General features: G+C 55.7%; 22 protein-coding genes and 2 pseudogenes. 13 read left to right on the forward strand and 11 right to left on the reverse strand.

The features are described 5' to 3' along the window. Together AQS70_RS21680 and AQS70_RS21685 are read right to left on the reverse strand one after the other, a co-directional pair. Window positions 1-441 (reverse strand): SrfA family protein (locus AQS70_RS21680; protein WP_241492880.1); only part of this gene is annotated, 441 nt, incomplete at its 3' end. Window positions 442-652: 211 nt separating this feature from the next. Beyond that, window positions 653-913: an accessory factor UbiK family protein gene (locus tag AQS70_RS21685; protein ID WP_055104791.1), complete on the reverse strand. Its 261-nt coding sequence runs from the start codon at window positions 911-913 to the stop codon at window positions 653-655. 415 nt (window positions 914-1328) lie between these two features. On the opposite strand from AQS70_RS21685, the gene glnK reads away from it, so the two are divergent. The 3 genes from glnK (at window position 1329) to sutA (ending at window position 3824) form a co-directional block, all read left to right on the forward strand. Continuing rightward, a complete protein-coding gene (gene glnK, locus AQS70_RS21690; RefSeq protein ID WP_002555808.1) occupies window positions 1329-1667 on the forward strand; it encodes a P-II family nitrogen regulator in 339 nt (112 codons plus the stop codon). Between the two features lie 34 nt (window positions 1668-1701). Beyond that, window positions 1702-3039: an ammonium transporter gene (locus tag AQS70_RS21695; protein WP_055104792.1), complete on the forward strand. Its 1338-nt coding sequence runs from the start codon at window positions 1702-1704 to the stop codon at window positions 3037-3039. 458 nt (window positions 3040-3497) lie between these two features. Next, the gene (sutA, locus tag AQS70_RS21700; protein ID WP_055104793.1) at window positions 3498-3824 is read left to right on the forward strand and encodes a transcriptional regulator SutA; all 327 of its coding nucleotides are present in this window, start codon (window positions 3498-3500) and stop codon (window positions 3822-3824) included. Between the two features lie 162 nt (window positions 3825-3986). On the opposite strand, the gene AQS70_RS21705 is transcribed toward sutA, so the two are convergent. The 6 genes from AQS70_RS21705 to lptM are packed head-to-tail and all read right to left on the reverse strand — an operon-like array spanning window position 3987 to window position 8552. Continuing rightward, a complete protein-coding gene (locus tag AQS70_RS21705) occupies window positions 3987-4679 on the reverse strand; it encodes an HAD family hydrolase (protein WP_055104794.1) in 693 nt (230 codons plus the stop codon). Next, window positions 4676-5572 (reverse strand): tyrosine recombinase XerC, encoded by an 897-nt coding sequence (gene xerC, locus AQS70_RS21710; protein ID WP_055104795.1) that lies wholly within the window; start codon window positions 5570-5572, stop codon window positions 4676-4678. The genes AQS70_RS21705 and xerC overlap by 4 nt, the downstream gene beginning before the upstream one ends. A gap of 2 nt (window positions 5573-5574) precedes the next feature. Next, window positions 5575-6291, reverse strand: coding sequence for a DUF484 family protein (locus AQS70_RS21715; protein ID WP_055104796.1), 717 nt, complete (start codon window positions 6289-6291; stop codon window positions 5575-5577). 13 nt (window positions 6292-6304) lie between these two features. Next, entirely contained in the window at window positions 6305-7135 is an 831-nt protein-coding gene (dapF, locus tag AQS70_RS21720) for a diaminopimelate epimerase (protein ID WP_055104797.1), read from the reverse strand. 4 nt (window positions 7136-7139) lie between these two features. Then, window positions 7140-8387: a diaminopimelate decarboxylase gene (lysA, locus tag AQS70_RS21725; protein WP_055104798.1), complete on the reverse strand. Its 1248-nt coding sequence runs from the start codon at window positions 8385-8387 to the stop codon at window positions 7140-7142. A gap of 9 nt (window positions 8388-8396) precedes the next feature. Beyond that, window positions 8397-8552, reverse strand: a complete 156-nt coding sequence (lptM, locus tag AQS70_RS23490; RefSeq protein ID WP_082428174.1) for an LPS translocon maturation chaperone LptM — start codon at window positions 8550-8552, stop codon at window positions 8397-8399. A 205-nt stretch (window positions 8553-8757) separates the two neighbouring features. On the opposite strand from lptM, the gene cyaY reads away from it, so the two are divergent. The 3 genes from cyaY to rnk all read left to right on the forward strand — a co-directional run bounded on the left by cyaY (window position 8758) and on the right by rnk (window position 9852). Further along, window positions 8758-9090 (forward strand): iron donor protein CyaY, encoded by a 333-nt coding sequence (gene cyaY / locus AQS70_RS21730; RefSeq protein WP_055104799.1) that lies wholly within the window; start codon window positions 8758-8760, stop codon window positions 9088-9090. After that, window positions 9087-9299: a DUF1289 domain-containing protein gene (locus AQS70_RS23495; protein ID WP_164488196.1), complete on the forward strand. Its 213-nt coding sequence runs from the start codon at window positions 9087-9089 to the stop codon at window positions 9297-9299. Before cyaY ends, AQS70_RS23495 begins: the two co-directional genes overlap by 4 nt. A 139-nt stretch (window positions 9300-9438) precedes the next feature. Continuing rightward, window positions 9439-9852 carry a nucleoside diphosphate kinase regulator gene (gene rnk, locus AQS70_RS21735; RefSeq protein ID WP_055104800.1) on the forward strand — a complete coding sequence of 138 codons (414 nt, stop codon included), beginning with the start codon at window positions 9439-9441 and terminating at the stop codon, window positions 9850-9852. Window positions 9853-9935: 83 nt separating this feature from the next. Here rnk and AQS70_RS21740 read toward each other — a convergent pair. After that, window positions 9936-11204 (reverse strand): annotated as a pseudogene (locus AQS70_RS21740) (class I adenylate cyclase); the annotation flags it as partial. 187 nt (window positions 11205-11391) lie between these two features. Beyond that, the gene (locus tag AQS70_RS21745; RefSeq protein WP_055104801.1) at window positions 11392-11661 is read right to left on the reverse strand and encodes a TIGR02647 family protein; all 270 of its coding nucleotides are present in this window, start codon (window positions 11659-11661) and stop codon (window positions 11392-11394) included. Between the two features lie 385 nt (window positions 11662-12046). Between AQS70_RS21745 and oscA the strand changes: the two genes are divergently transcribed. The 7 genes and pseudogenes from oscA to AQS70_RS21780 all read left to right on the forward strand — a co-directional run. Beyond that, the gene (oscA, locus tag AQS70_RS21750; protein WP_055104802.1) at window positions 12047-12229 is read left to right on the forward strand and encodes a sulfur starvation response protein OscA; all 183 of its coding nucleotides are present in this window, start codon (window positions 12047-12049) and stop codon (window positions 12227-12229) included. A gap of 63 nt (window positions 12230-12292) precedes the next feature. After that, window positions 12293-13306 carry a sulfate ABC transporter substrate-binding protein gene (locus tag AQS70_RS21755; RefSeq protein ID WP_055104803.1) on the forward strand — a complete coding sequence of 338 codons (1014 nt, stop codon included), beginning with the start codon at window positions 12293-12295 and terminating at the stop codon, window positions 13304-13306. A 91-nt stretch (window positions 13307-13397) separates the two neighbouring features. Further along, entirely contained in the window at window positions 13398-14219 is an 822-nt protein-coding gene (cysT, locus tag AQS70_RS21760) for a sulfate ABC transporter permease subunit CysT (RefSeq protein ID WP_055104804.1), read from the forward strand. A 13-nt stretch (window positions 14220-14232) separates the two neighbouring features. Further along, window positions 14233-15105, forward strand: coding sequence for a sulfate ABC transporter permease subunit CysW (gene cysW, locus AQS70_RS21765; RefSeq protein WP_055104805.1), 873 nt, complete (start codon window positions 14233-14235; stop codon window positions 15103-15105). A 3-nt stretch (window positions 15106-15108) separates the two neighbouring features. Continuing rightward, the gene (locus AQS70_RS21770) at window positions 15109-16086 is read left to right on the forward strand and encodes a sulfate/molybdate ABC transporter ATP-binding protein (RefSeq protein WP_055104806.1); all 978 of its coding nucleotides are present in this window, start codon (window positions 15109-15111) and stop codon (window positions 16084-16086) included. 272 nt (window positions 16087-16358) lie between these two features. Continuing rightward, window positions 16359-16991, forward strand: coding sequence for a CDP-alcohol phosphatidyltransferase family protein (locus AQS70_RS21775; protein WP_055104807.1), 633 nt, complete (start codon window positions 16359-16361; stop codon window positions 16989-16991). After that, a pseudogene (locus AQS70_RS21780) lies at window positions 16981-17196 on the forward strand (phosphatidate cytidylyltransferase); the annotation flags it as partial. The gene AQS70_RS21775 and the pseudogene AQS70_RS21780, both read left to right, overlap by 11 nt. A 47-nt stretch (window positions 17197-17243) precedes the next feature. Here the strand turns inward: AQS70_RS21780 and AQS70_RS21785 are convergent. Further along, on the reverse strand, window positions 17244-17522 hold the full coding sequence (locus tag AQS70_RS21785; protein WP_055104809.1) for a YheV family putative zinc ribbon protein: 279 nt from the start codon (window positions 17520-17522) through the stop codon (window positions 17244-17246). Between the last annotated feature and the right edge of the window lie 7 nt (window positions 17523-17529).

Here is a 17529-nt window from a genome sequence, read left to right on the forward strand (position 1 = left end):
GTGTATGAACCCCCAAAAGGTCAGCACAGGTTTGCCGTTAACCAAGTAAACAAAGCTTTCATCAGGGAAAGCGATGACACGGCTGAGCAACTTGGCGAATACCGTTTTGTCACTGAGCGGGGATTGAGTGCCATCATTGAGCAGCGTACTGCTCTGCTCGGCCAAAAAGGTTTTGAAGGTTTCTAACTCGGCACGTGCAGGCGAGCGCTCTTGTTCGGTGGCACTGCCCCACGGCACCACATCGCCCTGGATATCGCTGTACCAGTCAATGTTGTCGCCTAGTTCATCACTTTGCGGGACGGCCAAGTGCTTGGCCATGTCAGGATTTTTACGGCGGATGGCTTCGCGCAGTTGAAGTGCAGCCCGATAAACCGGTTGTCCAGTCTCACCTAGGGCGGTAAAAGCCCCACTTTTGCCACTGCGTAGAAGTGCGCCGCGCATCCTTGCTCCATCAATTAATTCGCGCGGCAAATTGCGGACTAATGCCGCACCGCTTCCCTGAAAGGTGTGGACATTAATGTCAAAGTAAGAGTGACGTCAAATCGCCATTACTGATAGATGTCTTTTTTGGGGCATGAATGGTGAATCATGCAGGCTTTTCCAATCTCAATTTTGCCTTCAGCCCTTCAACAAGACGCACCGCATCTGGGCATTACTCACTAGGCGGTAACAGCTTGGCTTCGAGCTCAGCCACTTTGGCTTCAAGGCTCTCAAGGCGCGCACGCGTACGGGCCAATACCACCATCTGACTGTCGAATTCTTCGCGGCTGACCAAGTCCAGCTTGCTGAAACCACTTTGCAGCAAGGCTTTGAACTGGCTTTCGATTTCGTTGCGCGGCAGGGCGGTGTCGCCACTGAATAGACGGGAGGCTTGGCCACTCAGGGCATCAAGAAAATCTTTGGGCGCGAGCATGGGTAAGTTCCTTAAATCGAATGCCGGCGAGTGTATCACGCAGTGTCCAAACCCATTCTTAACCCGTCCACGCACATTTATTGGGCGTCCTACCTACCGCCTTCGCACCGTTTGCGTGCACAAACGCTTTGCCATTTCGGGCAAAACGCCATTACCTAACGATAACTAACTGTAATTAATGGGTTTTCCAGACATGGCAAGGTTTCTGCTTAGGAGGTCATGACGATGTACTGATGCAGTTGCTGTGACGATGGTAGTGCGGCAGGTGGTTCAGGGAGTGGGTCCGTCACCAGCGATTGATACACGTTGCGTTGACTGAAGAAGGCCAACGAAGCGTTACAAAGCCAGACACTGCGCTTAGACTTGAGCCGGGTTTGTTTTCCTGGGGCAAGTCCACCAATTCGGGAGAAGTTTCATGAAGCTAGTCACCGCCATTATCAAGCCGTTCAAATTAGACGACGTACGCGAGTCGCTGTCTGAAATCGGTGTGCAGGGCATTACCGTTACTGAGGTTAAAGGCTTCGGCCGGCAGAAAGGCCACACCGAGCTGTATCGCGGTGCGGAATACGTGGTCGACTTTCTGCCAAAGGTGAAGATTGATGTCGCTATTGACGACAAAGATCTTGACCGGGTTATCGAAGCGATAACCAAGGCTGCCAACACCGGAAAAATCGGTGATGGCAAGATTTTTGTAGTCAATCTGGAACAGGCTATTCGCATCCGTACCGGCGAAACCGATACCGACGCAATCTAAGCCGCCAAACCCCAACGCCCCAGGAGAAAACACTATGACTCTGCGTAAAATCGCAGGGCTCGGAGCCCTGCTGTCCGCTGTATTGCCTGGCCTGGCCATGGCGGCAGACGAAGTGGCTGCTCCAGTCCTCAACTCCGGCGACACCGCCTGGATGCTGACCGCAACGGCTTTGGTACTGTTTATGACCATTCCCGGCCTGGCGCTGTTTTATGGCGGCATGGTGCGCTCCAAAAACCTTCTTTCTGTGTTGATGCAGTGTTTCGCCATTACCGGTCTGATCAGCATTCTGTGGGTCATTTATGGCTACAGCATCACCTTTGACAGCGCGGGGATGGAGGAGGGCGTCACCAACTTCAATTCGTTCATTGGCGGCTTCGGCAAAGTGTTCTTGGCGGGCATCACACCTGACAGCCTTACCGGCCCTTCGGCGTTGTTCCCTGAGGCCATATTTGTCACCTTCCAGATGACATTCGCCATCATCACCCCGGCCTTGATCGTGGGTGCATTCGCAGAGCGCATGAAGTTCTCCGCCATGCTGATCTTTATGGGCGTGTGGTTCACCTTAGTCTATGCGCCAATCGCACACATGGTGTGGGGCGGCCCAGGCAGCTTGATGGGTGACTGGGGCGTGCTGGATTTCGCAGGCGGCACCGTGGTGCATATCAACGCCGGTATTGCGGGCTTAGTGGCGTGCATCGTACTCGGCAAGCGTAAAGGCTACCCAACCACTCCAATGGCACCGCACAACTTGGGTTACACCTTGGTTGGTGCTGCCATGCTGTGGATCGGCTGGTTCGGCTTCAACGCAGGTTCAGCCGCTGCCGCTAACGGCACCGCCGGCATGGCGATGCTAGTGACGCAAATCGCAACTGCTACCGCGGCACTGGGCTGGATGTTTGCCGAGTGGATCACTCACGGTAAGCCAAGCGCACTGGGCATCGCCTCGGGCGTGGTTGCCGGTCTGGTGGCAATCACCCCGGCTGCTGGCACCGTTGGCCCAATGGGTTCGATCGTCATCGGCTTGGCCGCAGGCGTGATCTGCTTCTTTTGCGCCACCAGCCTCAAGCGTAAGCTGGGCTATGACGACTCGCTGGATGCCTTTGGCGTACACGGTATCGGCGGTATCGTTGGCGCCATCCTCACCGGCGTGTTTGCAGCGCCAGCGCTGGGTGGGTTCGGCAGCGTGACTGACATCGGCACCCAAGTCTGGATCCAGTTCAAAGGCGTCGCGTTCACCGTTGTTTACACCGCGATTGTGACCTACGTCATTCTCAAAGTGCTGGATGCCGTGATGGGCCTGCGTGTTAACGAAGAGGAAGAGTCTGTTGGCCTCGACCTCGCGCAGCACAACGAGCGTGGTTACAACTTGTAAGCTACCTTGCAAAAAAATACCCGGCTTGCCGGGTATTTTTTTACCTGAAATGTGGCGCGATTCGCTGCGAAGAAATGATTTTTCTGACCACTTTAGGCGTAGATCAGTTCTACGCTTGATTGTAGGAACAAGGCTTACGCGATAACTCGACTATTAGCCGCTTTGCTTTTTTATTCAGCGCGCTAGAATGCGCGCCAAGGGGCAAAAAACAGCACCTTGGCAGGACGAAGGCGAGGACCAATAGCCGACGCTTTCAAGGTCCGCAGCTAGGGCTGCTGGCAACGTCTTTACCTAAGCGGGCAGCGTGATATTGCGCTGTTTAATAAGCGCTCGTCACCTTTATGGATGAAGAGACTTGAGCCTCGGTTTGCCCAAGGCTATTTTTTCACCAGCGGCGGTCCACTCTGGATGCAACTGGTCTATAACTAATCTGCTTTACGCAAGTCATGGGGTAGAACATGAGCGACGATGATCTGGAAAATGATGACCTCGAAGTAGGTGACGACGACGAAACCGAGGAAGGCTTGGAAGCAGCAGCCGAGGACGTTGCAGACGACGACTCTGGCGAAGATGCCCCGGCCCCAGCTGCCAAAGGCAAATCCAAGGCAGCGGTGTCGGTTGATGACCTGCCAAGCATTGAAGTTAAAAACAAAGAGCGTGATGCTCTAGCGCGTGCCATGGAAGAGTTTCTTTCGCGGGGCGGCAAAGTGCAGGAAGTCGAGGCGAACGTGGTGGCAGACCCACCCAAAAAGCCTGACAACAAGTACGGCAGCCGTCCTATCTAAGGGCTGCTCCATTCTTGAAAAAAACCCGCCGTCGCTGCGGGTTTTTTTGTGGCTCAAACCCACTGACCCCAAGGAGCTGCCGCAGGCTGCGATCTTTAAAAGGTCAAAAGATCGCAGCCTGCGCCAGCTCCTACAGGGGTTGGCTGTACAGCCCGTGGGGTATCAGCGCAGGCGCAACAGCACCGCTGGCAGCTCACTCAAACAGCCGACTTCAGCATCCGGAGCTTTTTCGCCCTCCCAGCGCTTGCCACCAGGGTTAAACCAGATCGCGCGCAAGCCCGCCTGCTGGGCACCGGCAATGTCATCACCGGGGTGATCGCCCACGTGTACGGCGGCTGCGGCCGAGAGATTGCCGCCGCGTTTCAGCGCTTCGTGAAATAACCGCGCATCCGGCTTGGCAATACCGATGTCTTCAGCACACAACACAAACGCGAAGTGATGCCCCAGCCCGATACGCCGTACGTCGGCGTTGCCATTGGTCACAACACCCAAAGCATAGTCACGGCCCAATGTCACCAACGTGGGTTCGGCCTGTGGAAACACGTCCAATGCATGACGCGCCTCAATAAATACCTCAAACGCCTGATCGGCCATCACGGATGGGTTCGTGTAACCCGCATCATTTAAGGCATGAAACAACACCCGTCGACGTAACGCGCTGATCCGGTGTTTGAGACCCGGTTCAGCGGCCAATACGCGCTGACGCAGTGCCTGATAACTCGCAGGGCCTAATGCGCCCAAATGGGGTGCGTTCGTCGCCAGCCATTGATGCAAGACCTTTTCGGCACTGGCAATGACTGGCGCGGTGTCCCATAGGGTGTCGTCGAGGTCGAAGGTAATCAGCTTAATGGTCATTCACTGCCCTTACTGCGTTTGGCCCGTGGATGGGCGCTGTCGTAAACCGATGCCAAATGCTGGAAATCCAGATGGGTATAGATTTGCGTGGTTTTAATGTCCGCATGCCCCAGCAGTTCTTGCACCGCACGTAAATCCTGAGACGACTCCAGTAAGTGGCTAGCAAATGAATGGCGCAGCATATGCGGGTGCAGGTTCTGCCCCAGCTCACGCTCGCCCGCCGCTTTAACGCGCAACTGGATCGCCCGCGGGCCAAGGCGAGCACCGCGCTGGCTGACGAACACTGCGTCGTCTGGCGGATTAGCCAACCCGCGCAACGGGAGCCACGCCAGCAAGGCTTCGCGGGCCTTTCTGCCAACCGGTAGGACGCGGGTCTTACTGCCTTTACCCAGCACTTCAACCAACCCGTCAGCCAAGTCGAGCTGATCCAGATTGAGCCCCGTCAATTCCGACAAGCGCAGCCCAGACGAATAGAACAGCTCCAAAATCGCCTGATCGCGCAGGGCTAAAAAATCGTCTTCAACCGCGCCTTCTAGCAGTTGCAGCGTTCGGTCAGTATCCAACGTTTTGGGTAGCCGACGCTCGCCCTTGGGGGGCGACAAACCGTTTGCTGGGTCGTGGTCGCACAAGCCCTCACGATTGAGGTACTGATAAAGACCGCGAACAGCCGACAGCAGTCGCGAGATACTGCGTGAAGACTGGCCTTGTTGATGCAAACGCGACACCAGTTGGCGCAGCCGCTGAATATCCAGCGCGGACCACGTAGCGATGGATTCTTTAACGCAGAACGCCAGCACCTTGTTCAGGTCGCGGCGATAGGCTTGTAACGTGTGGTCAGACACTTGGCGCTCACTGCGCAAGTGAGTGCAGTAAGCGTCCAGTTGTCGTTCCACAGCTAGCGCACCGAGCGCAGAGCGCTGGTGAAGCGCGGCAAGACCCGGCCTAACACTTCGGCGATATGCCCAAGAAACAGCATCCCCACCGTGCTTTTATAGTGCTGCGGATCGCGGCTGGCCACCGCCAGTACGCCGTGCAAGCCGAGGTGGTTAAGCGCAACTACAGCCGTTGAGCCGATTTGCTTACGCTGTTCTTCGCCGAACAAAAAGTCCAGCTCATGCTCTCGCAGGCTGCCGCTGACCGCTTTACCCTCGGCCAACAGCCCGCCTAAAGCGCGCTGAGCATCGGCGCCATTGACCCAACGTCCGACCGGCATGGGGTTGTCGCCAAACAGTACCAAGCTGACAAAAGGCACCTGGAAATCCTGGCGCAAGCTGTCTTCAACAGCAATCACCAACTCTTCAAGGCTGGTGGCGTCCATCAGGGCAAGGTTGAGGCGACGGGTTTTTTCGAATAACCGGTCGTTGTCACGCGCCACGTCCATCAGTTGCGATAACCGATGGCGCATTTCGATGTTACGACCGCGCAACAGCTCTAATTGGCGCTCAACCAGCGAAACGGTATCGCCACGCTGATGCGGGATACGTAACGCCAACAGCAATTCATCGCGTTGACTGAAGAAATCTGGATGCGCCTCTAGGTACGCCGCAACCGTCGCGGCGTCTAGAGCGTCAGCAGGCAGTTCAAGGTCGCAAGGCTGTTGCTGGTCGGTCATCAGGTACGCTCGCTCATAAACGGACTTGTCCTTCGTAAACCCGCATCGCCGGGCCGGTCATGATCACGGAGTGGCCTGGGCCGTCCCATTCGATGGACAAACGGCCGCCGGGCAAATCAAGGGTCACGGGGGAGTCCATCCAGCCACGGCTGATCGCAGCCACGGCCGCAGCGCAGGCACCAGTGCCGCAGGCTTGGGTTTCACCGGCGCCACGTTCCCACACCCGCAGTTGCCCGCGATGACGGTCAACTACATGCAAAAAGCCCACATTGACCCGCGCAGGAAAACGCGGGTGATGCTCAATTTTTGGCCCTAACTCATGCACGGGCGCGGCATTGATGTCGTCCACGCGCAACACCGCGTGCGGATTACCCATCGAAACAGCCGCCAACTCAACTGGCTGCCCATCGACATCGACCTCGTAGCTCAACGCCTGTGCGTCGGCCACAAACGGGATATCTTGCGGCACTAGGCGCGGCGGGCCCATATCGACGCTTATTTGCCCATCACTGCGCACGTTAAGTTCGATGATGCCGCTTTTGGTTTCGACTTTGATCTGACGCTTCGTGGTCAAACGCTTGTCGAGCACAAAGCGGGCAAAACAGCGCGCACCGTTGCCGCACTGTTCGACTTCGGAACCGTCAGAGTTGAAGATCCGGTAACGGAAATCCACTTCCGGGTTGCTGGGTGCTTCAACGATCAATAATTGATCAAAGCCGACACCGGTATTCCGATCACCCCATTGTTTAGCGTGCTTGGGCAAAATATGCGCGTGCTGGCTGACCAGGTCGAGAACCATGAAGTCATTGCCCAGGCCGTGCATTTTAGTGAAACGCAGCAACATGGGCTCACTCCGGCAGTAGGCTTTCGCCGGCATACAACTGCTCAACGGTTTCGCGGCGGCGGACTTCAAACGCTTGATCGCCATCCACTAACACTTCGGCAGCACGGCCACGGGTGTTGTAGTTCGAGCTCATGACAAAACCGTAAGCGCCTGCCGAATGCACGGCCAGCAGATCACCTTCGGCCAAGGCCAACTGGCGGTCTTTGGCCAAGAAGTCACCGGTTTCGCAGATGGGGCCTACGATGTCGTAGGCGCGAGCCTCAGCGTCACGCGGGCGAACCGCAGTCACGTCCATCCAAGCTTGATACAGCGCCGGACGAATCAAGTCGTTCATGGCCGCATCAACAATGGCGAAGTCTTTGTGCTCGGTGTGCTTGAGGTACTCAACTTGGGTCAGCAGCACGCCCGCATTGGCCACTATGAAGCGGCCCGGCTCAAACACCAGCGCCAAATCACGACCTTCGATACGCGAACGCACCGCCTTGATGTAATCAGCAGCCAATGGCGGCTCTTCATCGCGATAACGCACGCCCAAACCACCACCGAGGTCGATGTGGCGTAGGTAAATGCCACAGTCGCTCAGACGGTCGACCAGCCCCAACAGGCGATCAAGTGCGTCGATAAAAGGTTCGAGAGTGGTCAGTTGCGAGCCGATATGGCAATCGACACCGACCACTTCAAGATTTGGCAGCTGCGCGGCGCGGATATACACATCCTCAGCGTCAGCGATGGCAATGCCAAACTTGTTTTCTTTAAGGCCGGTTGAAATGTAGGGATGCGTGCCCGCGTCTACGTCCGGGTTGACGCGCAGCGAGATCGGCGCACGAACGCCCAGCTCGGCGGCCACCACTTGCAGGCGCTCAAGCTCCTCAGTGGACTCGACGTTAAAGCAGTGAACGCCGACTTCCAACGCGCGACGCATATCGTCGCGGGTTTTGCCAACCCCTGAAAAAACGATTTTGTCTGCCGAGCCGCCAGCGGCCAGTACACGCTCCAGCTCACCGCGCGAAACAATGTCAAAACCAGCGCCCAAACGCGCCAGGACATTGAGTACACCTAAGTTGGAGTTAGCTTTGACCGCAAAGCACACTAAGTGCGGCATGCCGTTCAGTGCATGGGCATAAGCGTTGTATTGCGCCTCGATGTGCGCCCGGGAATACACGTACGTTGGCGTGCCGAAGCGCTCGGCGATTGCCGTCAGCGCAACACCTTCGGCGAATAGCTCGCCGTCCCGGTAAGTAAAAGCGTCCATGGTGTTCCCTTATTCGTGCTTGTGCGCTTGAGATTGCGACGATTGGGCTTGTTCATCCGGGTTTTTGCTGTCATCGGGCAGATACAGCGGGCCTTTTTGACCACAGGCAGAAACAAGGCAAGCAACCGCGACAAGCGCAGCTAAAGAAGAGATCAGGCGCTTCATGGCGAAATCCTTTGAAAAGCATTAATTGCGACCGAGTATACCGACCACCCACCAGCTTGCCTATGCAGCAGACAGCTCGCACGGGGGGCACCTGTCTGGATAATCAGGCGTCGCGTACGGGCGGGTTGTCTTAGGGTTTGCAATCGGCCTAGAGCGCCCGTATCTTGCGAACTCCGAGCATGACTAGACATTACGAGGTTCCACCATGAGTTTGACTGAAGCCCGTTTTCACGATCTGGTCGATGCCACCCAGGAAAACCTGGAAGACGTCTTCGACGACAGTGATCTGGATGTTGATGTAGAGAACTCGGCAGGCGTTTTAACGATCAAGTTTGAAAATGGCACCCAACTGATTTTCAGCCGACAAGAGCCGCTTCGCCAGCTATGGCTAGCCGCACGTAGCGGTGGATTCCATTTCGAATATGACGAAGATAACTCGCGCTGGGTACATGACAGTACGAATGAGCTACTGAGTGAAATGGTGGCTCGCCTGACACTGGAGCAAGCGGGCGCCGAGCTGGAATTTGAAGAGATCTGATTGTGACTGCGCCTGCTAAACCCGCAAAACCGCTCTACAGCAACGTCAGCCCGGCAGTGCCGTCGCCTTGCATCAGCACCTGCCGGCTGGATGAACACAAAGTCTGTCTGGGCTGTTTTCGCCACGTCGAGGATATTCGAGAGTGGCGCTCAGCAGATGACCAGCGCCGTCGAGTGATTTGTGAACAGGCTCGGCAGCGCAGGGGTTGATCCACCCCCGGCTCACTTGTGTATTTATTTTGCTGTGGTAGTGTCCACATTCGCCTCGCTATAACGAGGCTGGTCAAAACCCCGCCATTTCCCGGCGGGGTTTTGCTTTTTAATGCAGAAAAAAGGAGCCTGCCAGGTCATGAGTCTCACACCCTCCATCACCCTCACACGCCTGGACGTGCAGCGTCTAGAGAAGCTGATCGACAGTCTGGATGACGCGTTACCCGGTGTTATTGCGTTGCAGGCCGAGTTGGATCGTGCTGAAAATCTAGTCAGCCACGAAGAAGTCTCGCCGAACATTGTGACCATGAACTCACGCGTGCACTGCCGCGAACAAAGCAGCGGCAAGGATTACCATCTGACGCTGGTTTACCCTAAAGATGCCAACCCAGACGAAGGTAAAATCTCGATTCTGGCGCCGGTCGGCAGCGCATTGCTGGGTTTGCAGACGGGCCAACACATCAACTGGCCTGCCCCCGGCGGCAAAACCCTGAAACTCGAATTGCTCGAAGTGATTTACCAGCCCGAAGCAGCAGGCGACTTCGACCTCTAAGTACCCTCGACCTACTTAGATTAGCGGTAGCGCTTAGTTTGAAGCGCTGCCCCATCAGCTTAAACCGAATGAACCGGCACTCTGATCGCGTGATCTTGCTGCGCTAACTGGCTCAAAAAAAGATAGCTGTCATTCAGCTCACGCGATAACGCCAAACGCTCAAGCCTGTCCGGCTCGGCCTTACATTGCGCACGGTTGTCCAATTGCGCCAACTGCTGCTCATTCCAGCCCCATTCAGCGGTCAAGCGCTTGAGCAGTGCACGTTGCCACTGGCTGCCCCGCGTGACGGCCTGGCCTGTCAGTTTGATATTTGTCTTTAGATATAAACTGCGGCGCACTAACTCCAAGCGCTGAACATCGCCACGGCCACGCAGGTAGTCCTCAATACGCCGGTACACCATCACGTACGGGTCCAGCTCATCAAGGTCCAGTTGTTGGGCGTGCATGGCGCGCTTGAACCTCAGGCTCAGGCAATTTACGCGTGGGTGTTCGCTGGCGTATACCTCGACCAGCAGCAGTTTGAGCACCGCTTTGTAGGGTGACTCAATCCCTTTGAACAACTGCCTAAGCCCGGCCCCTAAAAACTCATCCGCGGGGATATGGGACAAATGCCCAAGGTCGATGACCTCATGTGCATTAATTAAGCTCTGGGTCTGCAACGTGTGAATAACCTCGGCATAACGCGCCTCCTCGCACTCCGGTACCCACCACCACAACGGTGTGCGCCCGGCGAGCCAAATCGCCGTGCGATAAAACTCGTCGAGCAACAACGTCGGTTGCGCGCCCATTGAGTCATCGACGCCGCAAGTCGGGCCACGCTCACCCTGAGCAAAACGCTGCGCATCAATCAAAAAAAAGTGCACCTCACTGCCTCGGCTCGCCGCCCAGTCTTCTAAGCGCTGGCACTTATTACGCAGAGAGGCCAACGCGTGATCATCCAGATCCGAGGCGTGGCAAATCCACACATCCATATCGCTCTGCTCGGTTTGAGCCAATGTGCCTAAGCTGCCCATCAAATACAGGGCATAAATGGTCTGAGGCTGCCTAAGCACCGGGGAGTAAGCAAAGTCGCCGACCAACATCTGCGCAATGTCGAGCGTGGACACATCCGGCGCATAACCCGACACCCCGGCTGGCGTCCAGTCCGAGACATAGCCGGGTAATAACGGGTCATTCACATGGAACAACAGGGCCATCAGCTTAAGAGTCGTTTGCTGGGCGGGCAACAGCGCCTCTATCGCGCGGTGCAGACGACTTTGGTTGACGGCCAGAAAACGGGCATGCAACTGACAGAGAGCCTGTCGATCGACCTCCTCGTTCTGAGCAGGTCTTATTTCAAGGGGGCGCGTCATTAAAGAGTCAGACCGGCTCGCCAAACGAGAAAGAAAAGGGTGAGGAGAGTTTACAGCCAGCAGCAGGAAAGACTCTGGACGATTGTATTTTTGACGTCAGATTTTTTACACATCTGGACAGAAGAAAGGAAAAAAGATGTGCCCACGGAATCGGCAAACGGTGAGACTCCGTGAGCGTGGCAGGGAGTCAGGCTAGCTCAGCCAGTTTTTTGTCTGTCTTGGACTTTGAATTCAGGATCAGCAGCAACCCTTGGACATGCTCAGCCGCATCGCGGCCCAAGCTAGTCAGATAGCCACCATCGCGTTGATCGATAAGCTCTTTATCAAAGAGACGCTGTGCAGCATCAATGACTTTGGGATCAGCGGTCTGATGGATTTTCACGCCCTCAAACGTACTGCCCAAGTCAAACAAAGCTAGGACTTCCAGTTCGGCAACCAACTCAGGGGTAAACGACATAAAGACTCCAGACTATGCAGGAAAAGGCGACAACTGCTCTAAGGTGATCTCACTCTCACCGACTGTCCAGTGACAGTTCTTACCTTTATAAGCCAGCTCATCACACCTGCCTCGCACTAATACTCTGACGAGGCAGTTGGAGTGTAGCTGCAGTCTTCAATCGTGCAGCGCTATTAGCCCTGCAGGAGCGAGCTTGCCTCGCGATCTTTTGATTTGGCCGCTAAAAAGCTCGCAGCCTGCGGTAGTTCCGCAGAGAGACAATCCCCAATTGTGAATTCAGTTATATAAACATTCTTAAATAGTATTTTTAAGAATAATCGCGCCTCACTACTATTGCTCCCAAGCCAGCATCTTAAGTCGGCACCCAACATTTCAGGAGCACACCATGAGCGCATCTCTGCGTAGCGTTGACGGCCAGGACGAAGCCACCATTCTGCGGGAAATCCAGAGCGCGCTACGAGATCTGCGCTTTGGTGCTGTCGAGATCACTGTGCATAACGCACAAGTGGTTCAGATCGAACGCAAAGAAAAATTCCGGCTGCAGAACCCAGGCCAGAAAAACAACTAATCCCCCAAGCGCACTCGCCTGATTGCGCTCATGACAACTAGAAACAGCTTTGGAGCGCCACCTATGTCCCTACGCCGTTACGCTTTGGCCGCGCTGGCCAGTGCCATTTTTGCTGGCTCCGCGGTAGCCAAAGACTACGAGTTACTCAATGTTTCTTACGATCCAACCCGTGAGCTGTACCAGGATTACAACACTGAGTTCGTGAACTTCTGGAAAGCCAACCACCCTGGCGACAACGTCAAAATCCAACAGTCTCACGGCGGTTCGGGCAAACAGGCCCGTGGCGTGATCGACGGCTTGCGTGCCGATGTTGTGACCTTGGCGCTGGCCGGTGACATTGATGAAATTTCAAAACTTAACAAAGGCTCGCTGCCGGCAGACTGGCAAACCCGCCTACCGGACGCCAGCACCCCTTACACCTCGACCATCGTGTTCTTGGTGCGTAAAGGCAACCCCAAAGGCATCAAAGACTGGGACGACCTGATCAAGAAAGACGTTTCTGTCATTACCCCGAACCCTAAAACCAGTGGCGGCGCTCGCTGGAACTTCTTGGCTGCCTACGCTTACGGCCTGAAAGCCAACGGCGGCGACGAAGCCAAAGCCAATGCCTACGTGCAAGAACTGTTCAAACACGTACCTGTGCTCGACACCGGTGCCCGTGGCGCGACCATTACCTTCGTCAACAACGGTCAGGGCGACGTATTGCTGGCGTGGGAAAACGAAGCGTTCTTGGCAATGAAAGAAGAAGGCGGTACTGACAAATTCGAAATCGTGGTGCCTTCGCTGTCGATTCTGGCAGAGCCGCCGGTGGCCGTAGTCGATAAAAACGCTAAGAAAAAGGGCAACCTCGACATCGCCAACGAGTACCTAAAACACCTCTACAGCCCTGCTGGGCAAGAGATCGCAGCCAAAAACTTCTACCGTCCACGTGACGAAAAAGTAGCGGCCAAATACGCCGAGCAATTTCCAAAACTGGAGCTTGTCACTATCGACAAAGACTTCGGCGGCTGGAAAACTGCGCAGCCGAAATTTTTTAATGACGGTGGCGTGTTCGACCAGATCTACCAGGCGCAATAACCTGTGGGGCGGGGCATTAAGCCACGCTGAAAGCTAGAACATAGAGCCCGCTTGCGTTGTTGCGGGCTTCATGCGTTAACCAAGGACTCTTATGTCTCGTCGTATTTCCCCCGTCATACCCGGCTTCGGGCTGACGCTGGGCTACACCTTGGTGTACCTCAGCCTCATCGTGCTGATACCGTTGGCAGCGATGTTTGTCCATGCCGCGCAACTCACTTGGGAACAGTTTTGGGCAATCATCACTGCTCCTCGGGTCTTAGCGGCACTCAAACTGAGCTTTGGCACCGCCTTCTTCGCGGCCCTTATCAATGGTGTCATCGGCACCGTCTTGGCCTGGGTGCTGGTGCGCTACACCTTCCCCGGACGCAAGATCATTGATGCCATGATCGACCTGCCTTTTGCCCTGCCAACCGCAGTGGCCGGTATTGCACTGACCACCTTGTACGCACCACACGGTTGGATTGGTCAGTTCGCCTCAGACTTAGGCTTCAAAATCGCCTACACGCCACTGGGTATCACCTTAGCGCTGACCTTCGTCACCATGCCGTTTGTGGTGCGGACCGTTCAACCGGTGCTGGCAGACATCCCGCGTGAAATCGAAGAAGCGGCTGCCTGCTTGGGCGCCAAGCCACTGCAAGTGTTCCGCTACATCCTGATGCCCGCCTTGCTACCGGCGTGGTTGACCGGTTTTGCGCTGGCCTTTGCCCGCGGTATCGGCGAGTACGGCTCGGTCATCTTCATCGCGGGCAACATGCCGATGAAAACCGAGATTTTGCCGCTGCTGATCATGGTTAAACTCGACCAATACGACTACACCGGTGCCACCGCTATTGGCGTGATGATGCTAGTGGTTTCCTTCGTCTTGCTGCTGGTGATCAACTTGATCCAACGCCGCATCGAAACCCCATCCTGAAGGAGGCCAGCGCATGTCCAGTTCATCAGTAAGTGCGGCCTCCGCCGCTAACGACGCCCGCCGCGGCAGCCCGTTCTCACGTCGGGTGCTGATCGCTTTCGGTTGGCTATTCTTCATCGTTTTTCTGCTGTTACCCCTGCTGATCGTTGTGTCTCAAGGCTTGAAGCTGGGCTTCGGGGCGTTTTTTGATGCGATCCTTGAGCCAGACGCGCTGTCGGCCCTCAAGTTGACCATCATTGCCGTTGTCATTTCGGTGCCGCTCAACGTGGTATTCGGCGTCAGTGCAGCGTGGTGCGTAAGCAAATACAGCTTCCGCGGCAAAAGTATCTTGGTCACGCTGATCGACCTGCCGTTCTCGGTATCACCGGTTATCGCCGGTCTGGTCTACGTGCTGATGTTCGGCGCACAGGGTTTCTTTGGCGAATGGCTGCAAGACCACGACATCCAGATCATCTTTGCGTTGCCGGGTATCGTGCTGGCCACCATCTTCGTGACCGTGCCCTTCGTCGCCCGTGAGCTGATCCCGCTGATGCAAGAGCAGGGCACTCAGGAAGAAGAAGCGGCACGCTTGCTGGGCGCCAATGGTTGGCAAATGTTCTGGCACGTCACCGTGCCTAATATCAAATGGGGCCTGATCTATGGCGTTGTGCTGTGTACAGCACGGGCAATGGGCGAGTTTGGCGCGGTGTCAGTGGTTTCCGGGCACATTCGCGGGGTGACCAACACCCTGCCGCTGCACGTCGAGATCCTTTACAACGAATACAACCACGTCGCCGCCTTCGCTGTGGCCACTCTGTTGCTGATCCTGGCGCTCTTCATCCTGCTGCTCAAGCAGTGGAGCGAATCCCGTATTAACCGCCTGCGCGCCAGCGCCGCGGAGGAATAAACCATGTCGATCGAAGTCCGTAACGTCAGTAAGAATTTCAACGCTTTCAAAGCGCTGGATAGCATCAATCTGGACATCCACAGCGGTGAGCTCGTGGCCCTTCTGGGCCCGTCAGGCTGCGGTAAAACCACCCTGCTGCGTATCATTGCCGGGCTTGAAACCCCGGATCAGGGCAACATCGTTTTCCACGGCGAAGACGTCTCCGGCCATGACGTACGTGATCGCAACGTTGGGTTTGTGTTCCAGCATTACGCACTGTTCCGCCACATGACGGTATTCGACAACGTGGCGTTCGGCCTGCGCATGAAGCCTAAGAGCGAGCGCCCGAACGAAACCCGCATCAAGGAAAAAGTCCACGAGTTGCTAAACATGGTGCAACTGGACTGGCTCTCTGACCGCTACCCCGAGCAACTGTCGGGTGGTCAGCGCCAGCGTATCGCTCTGGCTCGCGCCTTGGCGGTAGAGCCAAAAGTGCTGCTGCTCGACGAACCGTTCGGTGCACTCGACGCCAAAGTCCGTAAAGAACTGCGCCGCTGGCTCGCACGCCTGCACGAAGACATCAATCTGACGTCTGTCTTCGTAACCCACGACCAAGAAGAAGCGATGGAAGTCGCAGACCGCATCGTGGTGATGAACAAGGGCGTGATCGAGCAAATTGGCTCACCGGGTGAGGTTTACGAAAACCCGGCCAGCGACTTCGTGTATCACTTCTTGGGCGACTCAAACCGCCTGCACGTTGGCGAAGAACACGTCCTGTTCCGCCCGCACGAGGTGTCATTGTCGCGCCACGAACTCGAAGACCACCACTCGGCCCAAGTACGTGACATCCGCCCATTGGGCGCAACTACCCGCGTGACCTTGAAAGTCGAAGGTCAAAGCGAGCTGATCGAAGTGGAAGTGGTAAAAGACCACGACAGCCTCACCGAGTTGGCACGCGGCGAGACGTTGTTCTTCAAACCGAAGGTGTGGCAGAAGGCTTAAAACACCCGTCTTGGTGCTGCTTTTGCTATTGGCTTTTGGCTTTGGCTTCTGGTAGGAGCTGCCGTAGGCTGCGATCTGTTGCTTTTTAAGATCAAGAGATCGCAGCCTACGGCAGCTCCTACACAGCCCATCGTTGCGATCTCTTCATCGCGTAAACACCTACAAAACTCTCGGCCACATCCCTCGCAAGCTACCCATCTGCTCTGACATAAACATCGGTTTTATGCCCCTAAGGTCCGACTTTTCTCCCACGATAAGTTGTAAGGACTCGCATGACTAAAAACCGGAGGCCCATTAAGGCCCGTTCTGCGGGCTGGGCAAAAGACCTCGCTAACGCCCTCCTTAAGCAAGATGTTTCTCCCAACCAGATTTCCGTCGCCAGTGCGCTCTTTGCGCTGCTCGGAGCAGGTGTATTGATCCTGGATAACGGCGTTATTGGGTCAATTATGTGTGCGCTCAGCATTCAGTTGCGGCTGTTGTGCAATCTTCTAGATGGCATGGTTGCCATAGAGGGAGGGAAAAAATCCCACCTCGGCATTCTTTACAACGAATTCCCTGACCGTATTGCCGATAGCGCGCTCATCGTTGGGCTTGGCTACGCCATAGGCTATCCAAACCTTGGCTGGCTGGGCGCATTAGCTGCAACGCTCACCGCATATGTCCGGGTTTTTGGCGGCTCGATTGGTCTCACACAGTGTTTTGCCGGGCCGATGGCCAAACAGCACCGAATGGCCCTGATGACCGCAGCCCTATTACTCAATGCAATTGAAGCCCCCGTTTACGGCACGCACTACGTACTGCTCATCGCTCTGGCCATGATCACCCTCGGCTCACTGATCACCTGTGCAACCCGAACGTTATTCATCACCCGACAACTGAAGGTAAACGCCCATGTGGATCAGTAACGCGCTGATTTCTGTTTTACGCGTCCTGATCGGTGTGATGGGGTTTGTGGGAGGGCTGGTGATGTCGGTCATTAAGCGCAGTCTGAGCGCCAAAGACTGGGGCACCTTAATCAAAGGGCACGGAGGGATGCTCGACAGGATGGACTCGGTTTGTTTTGCCACACCGATCTTCTTTCACCTGACACGCTACTTCTTCACGGCATAAAACAGCCCTAGGGGCGCAGGCGCCGTGCGCCCCTAGGGTGTAAACGCTTAAGGCTTTTTCAGTTTCGGATTAGGAAAGAACTGCACCGCCTGCACTTTAGGGTCGGGGGCTTTTTTAAGGGCGGAGATGTTGACCCGCGTGCCCAGCTCTTTGGGCACGGACAAGCCCTGCTCATTGAGGGTGTCGGAGTAACCGCAGGCCACACATTCGCGGTGCGGTACGTCGTCTTCGTTCCACATTTGTAACTTGTCTGGCTCGCTGCACGCCGGGCAAACAGCCCCGGCGATAAAGCGTTTTTTTGTCACATTAACCGGGGTATCACTCATGCTGCGG

Origin of the sequence: Pseudomonas endophytica (assembly GCF_001411475.1) — a bacterium.
Taxonomy (GTDB): Bacteria; Pseudomonadota; Gammaproteobacteria; order Pseudomonadales; family Pseudomonadaceae; genus Aquipseudomonas; species Aquipseudomonas endophytica.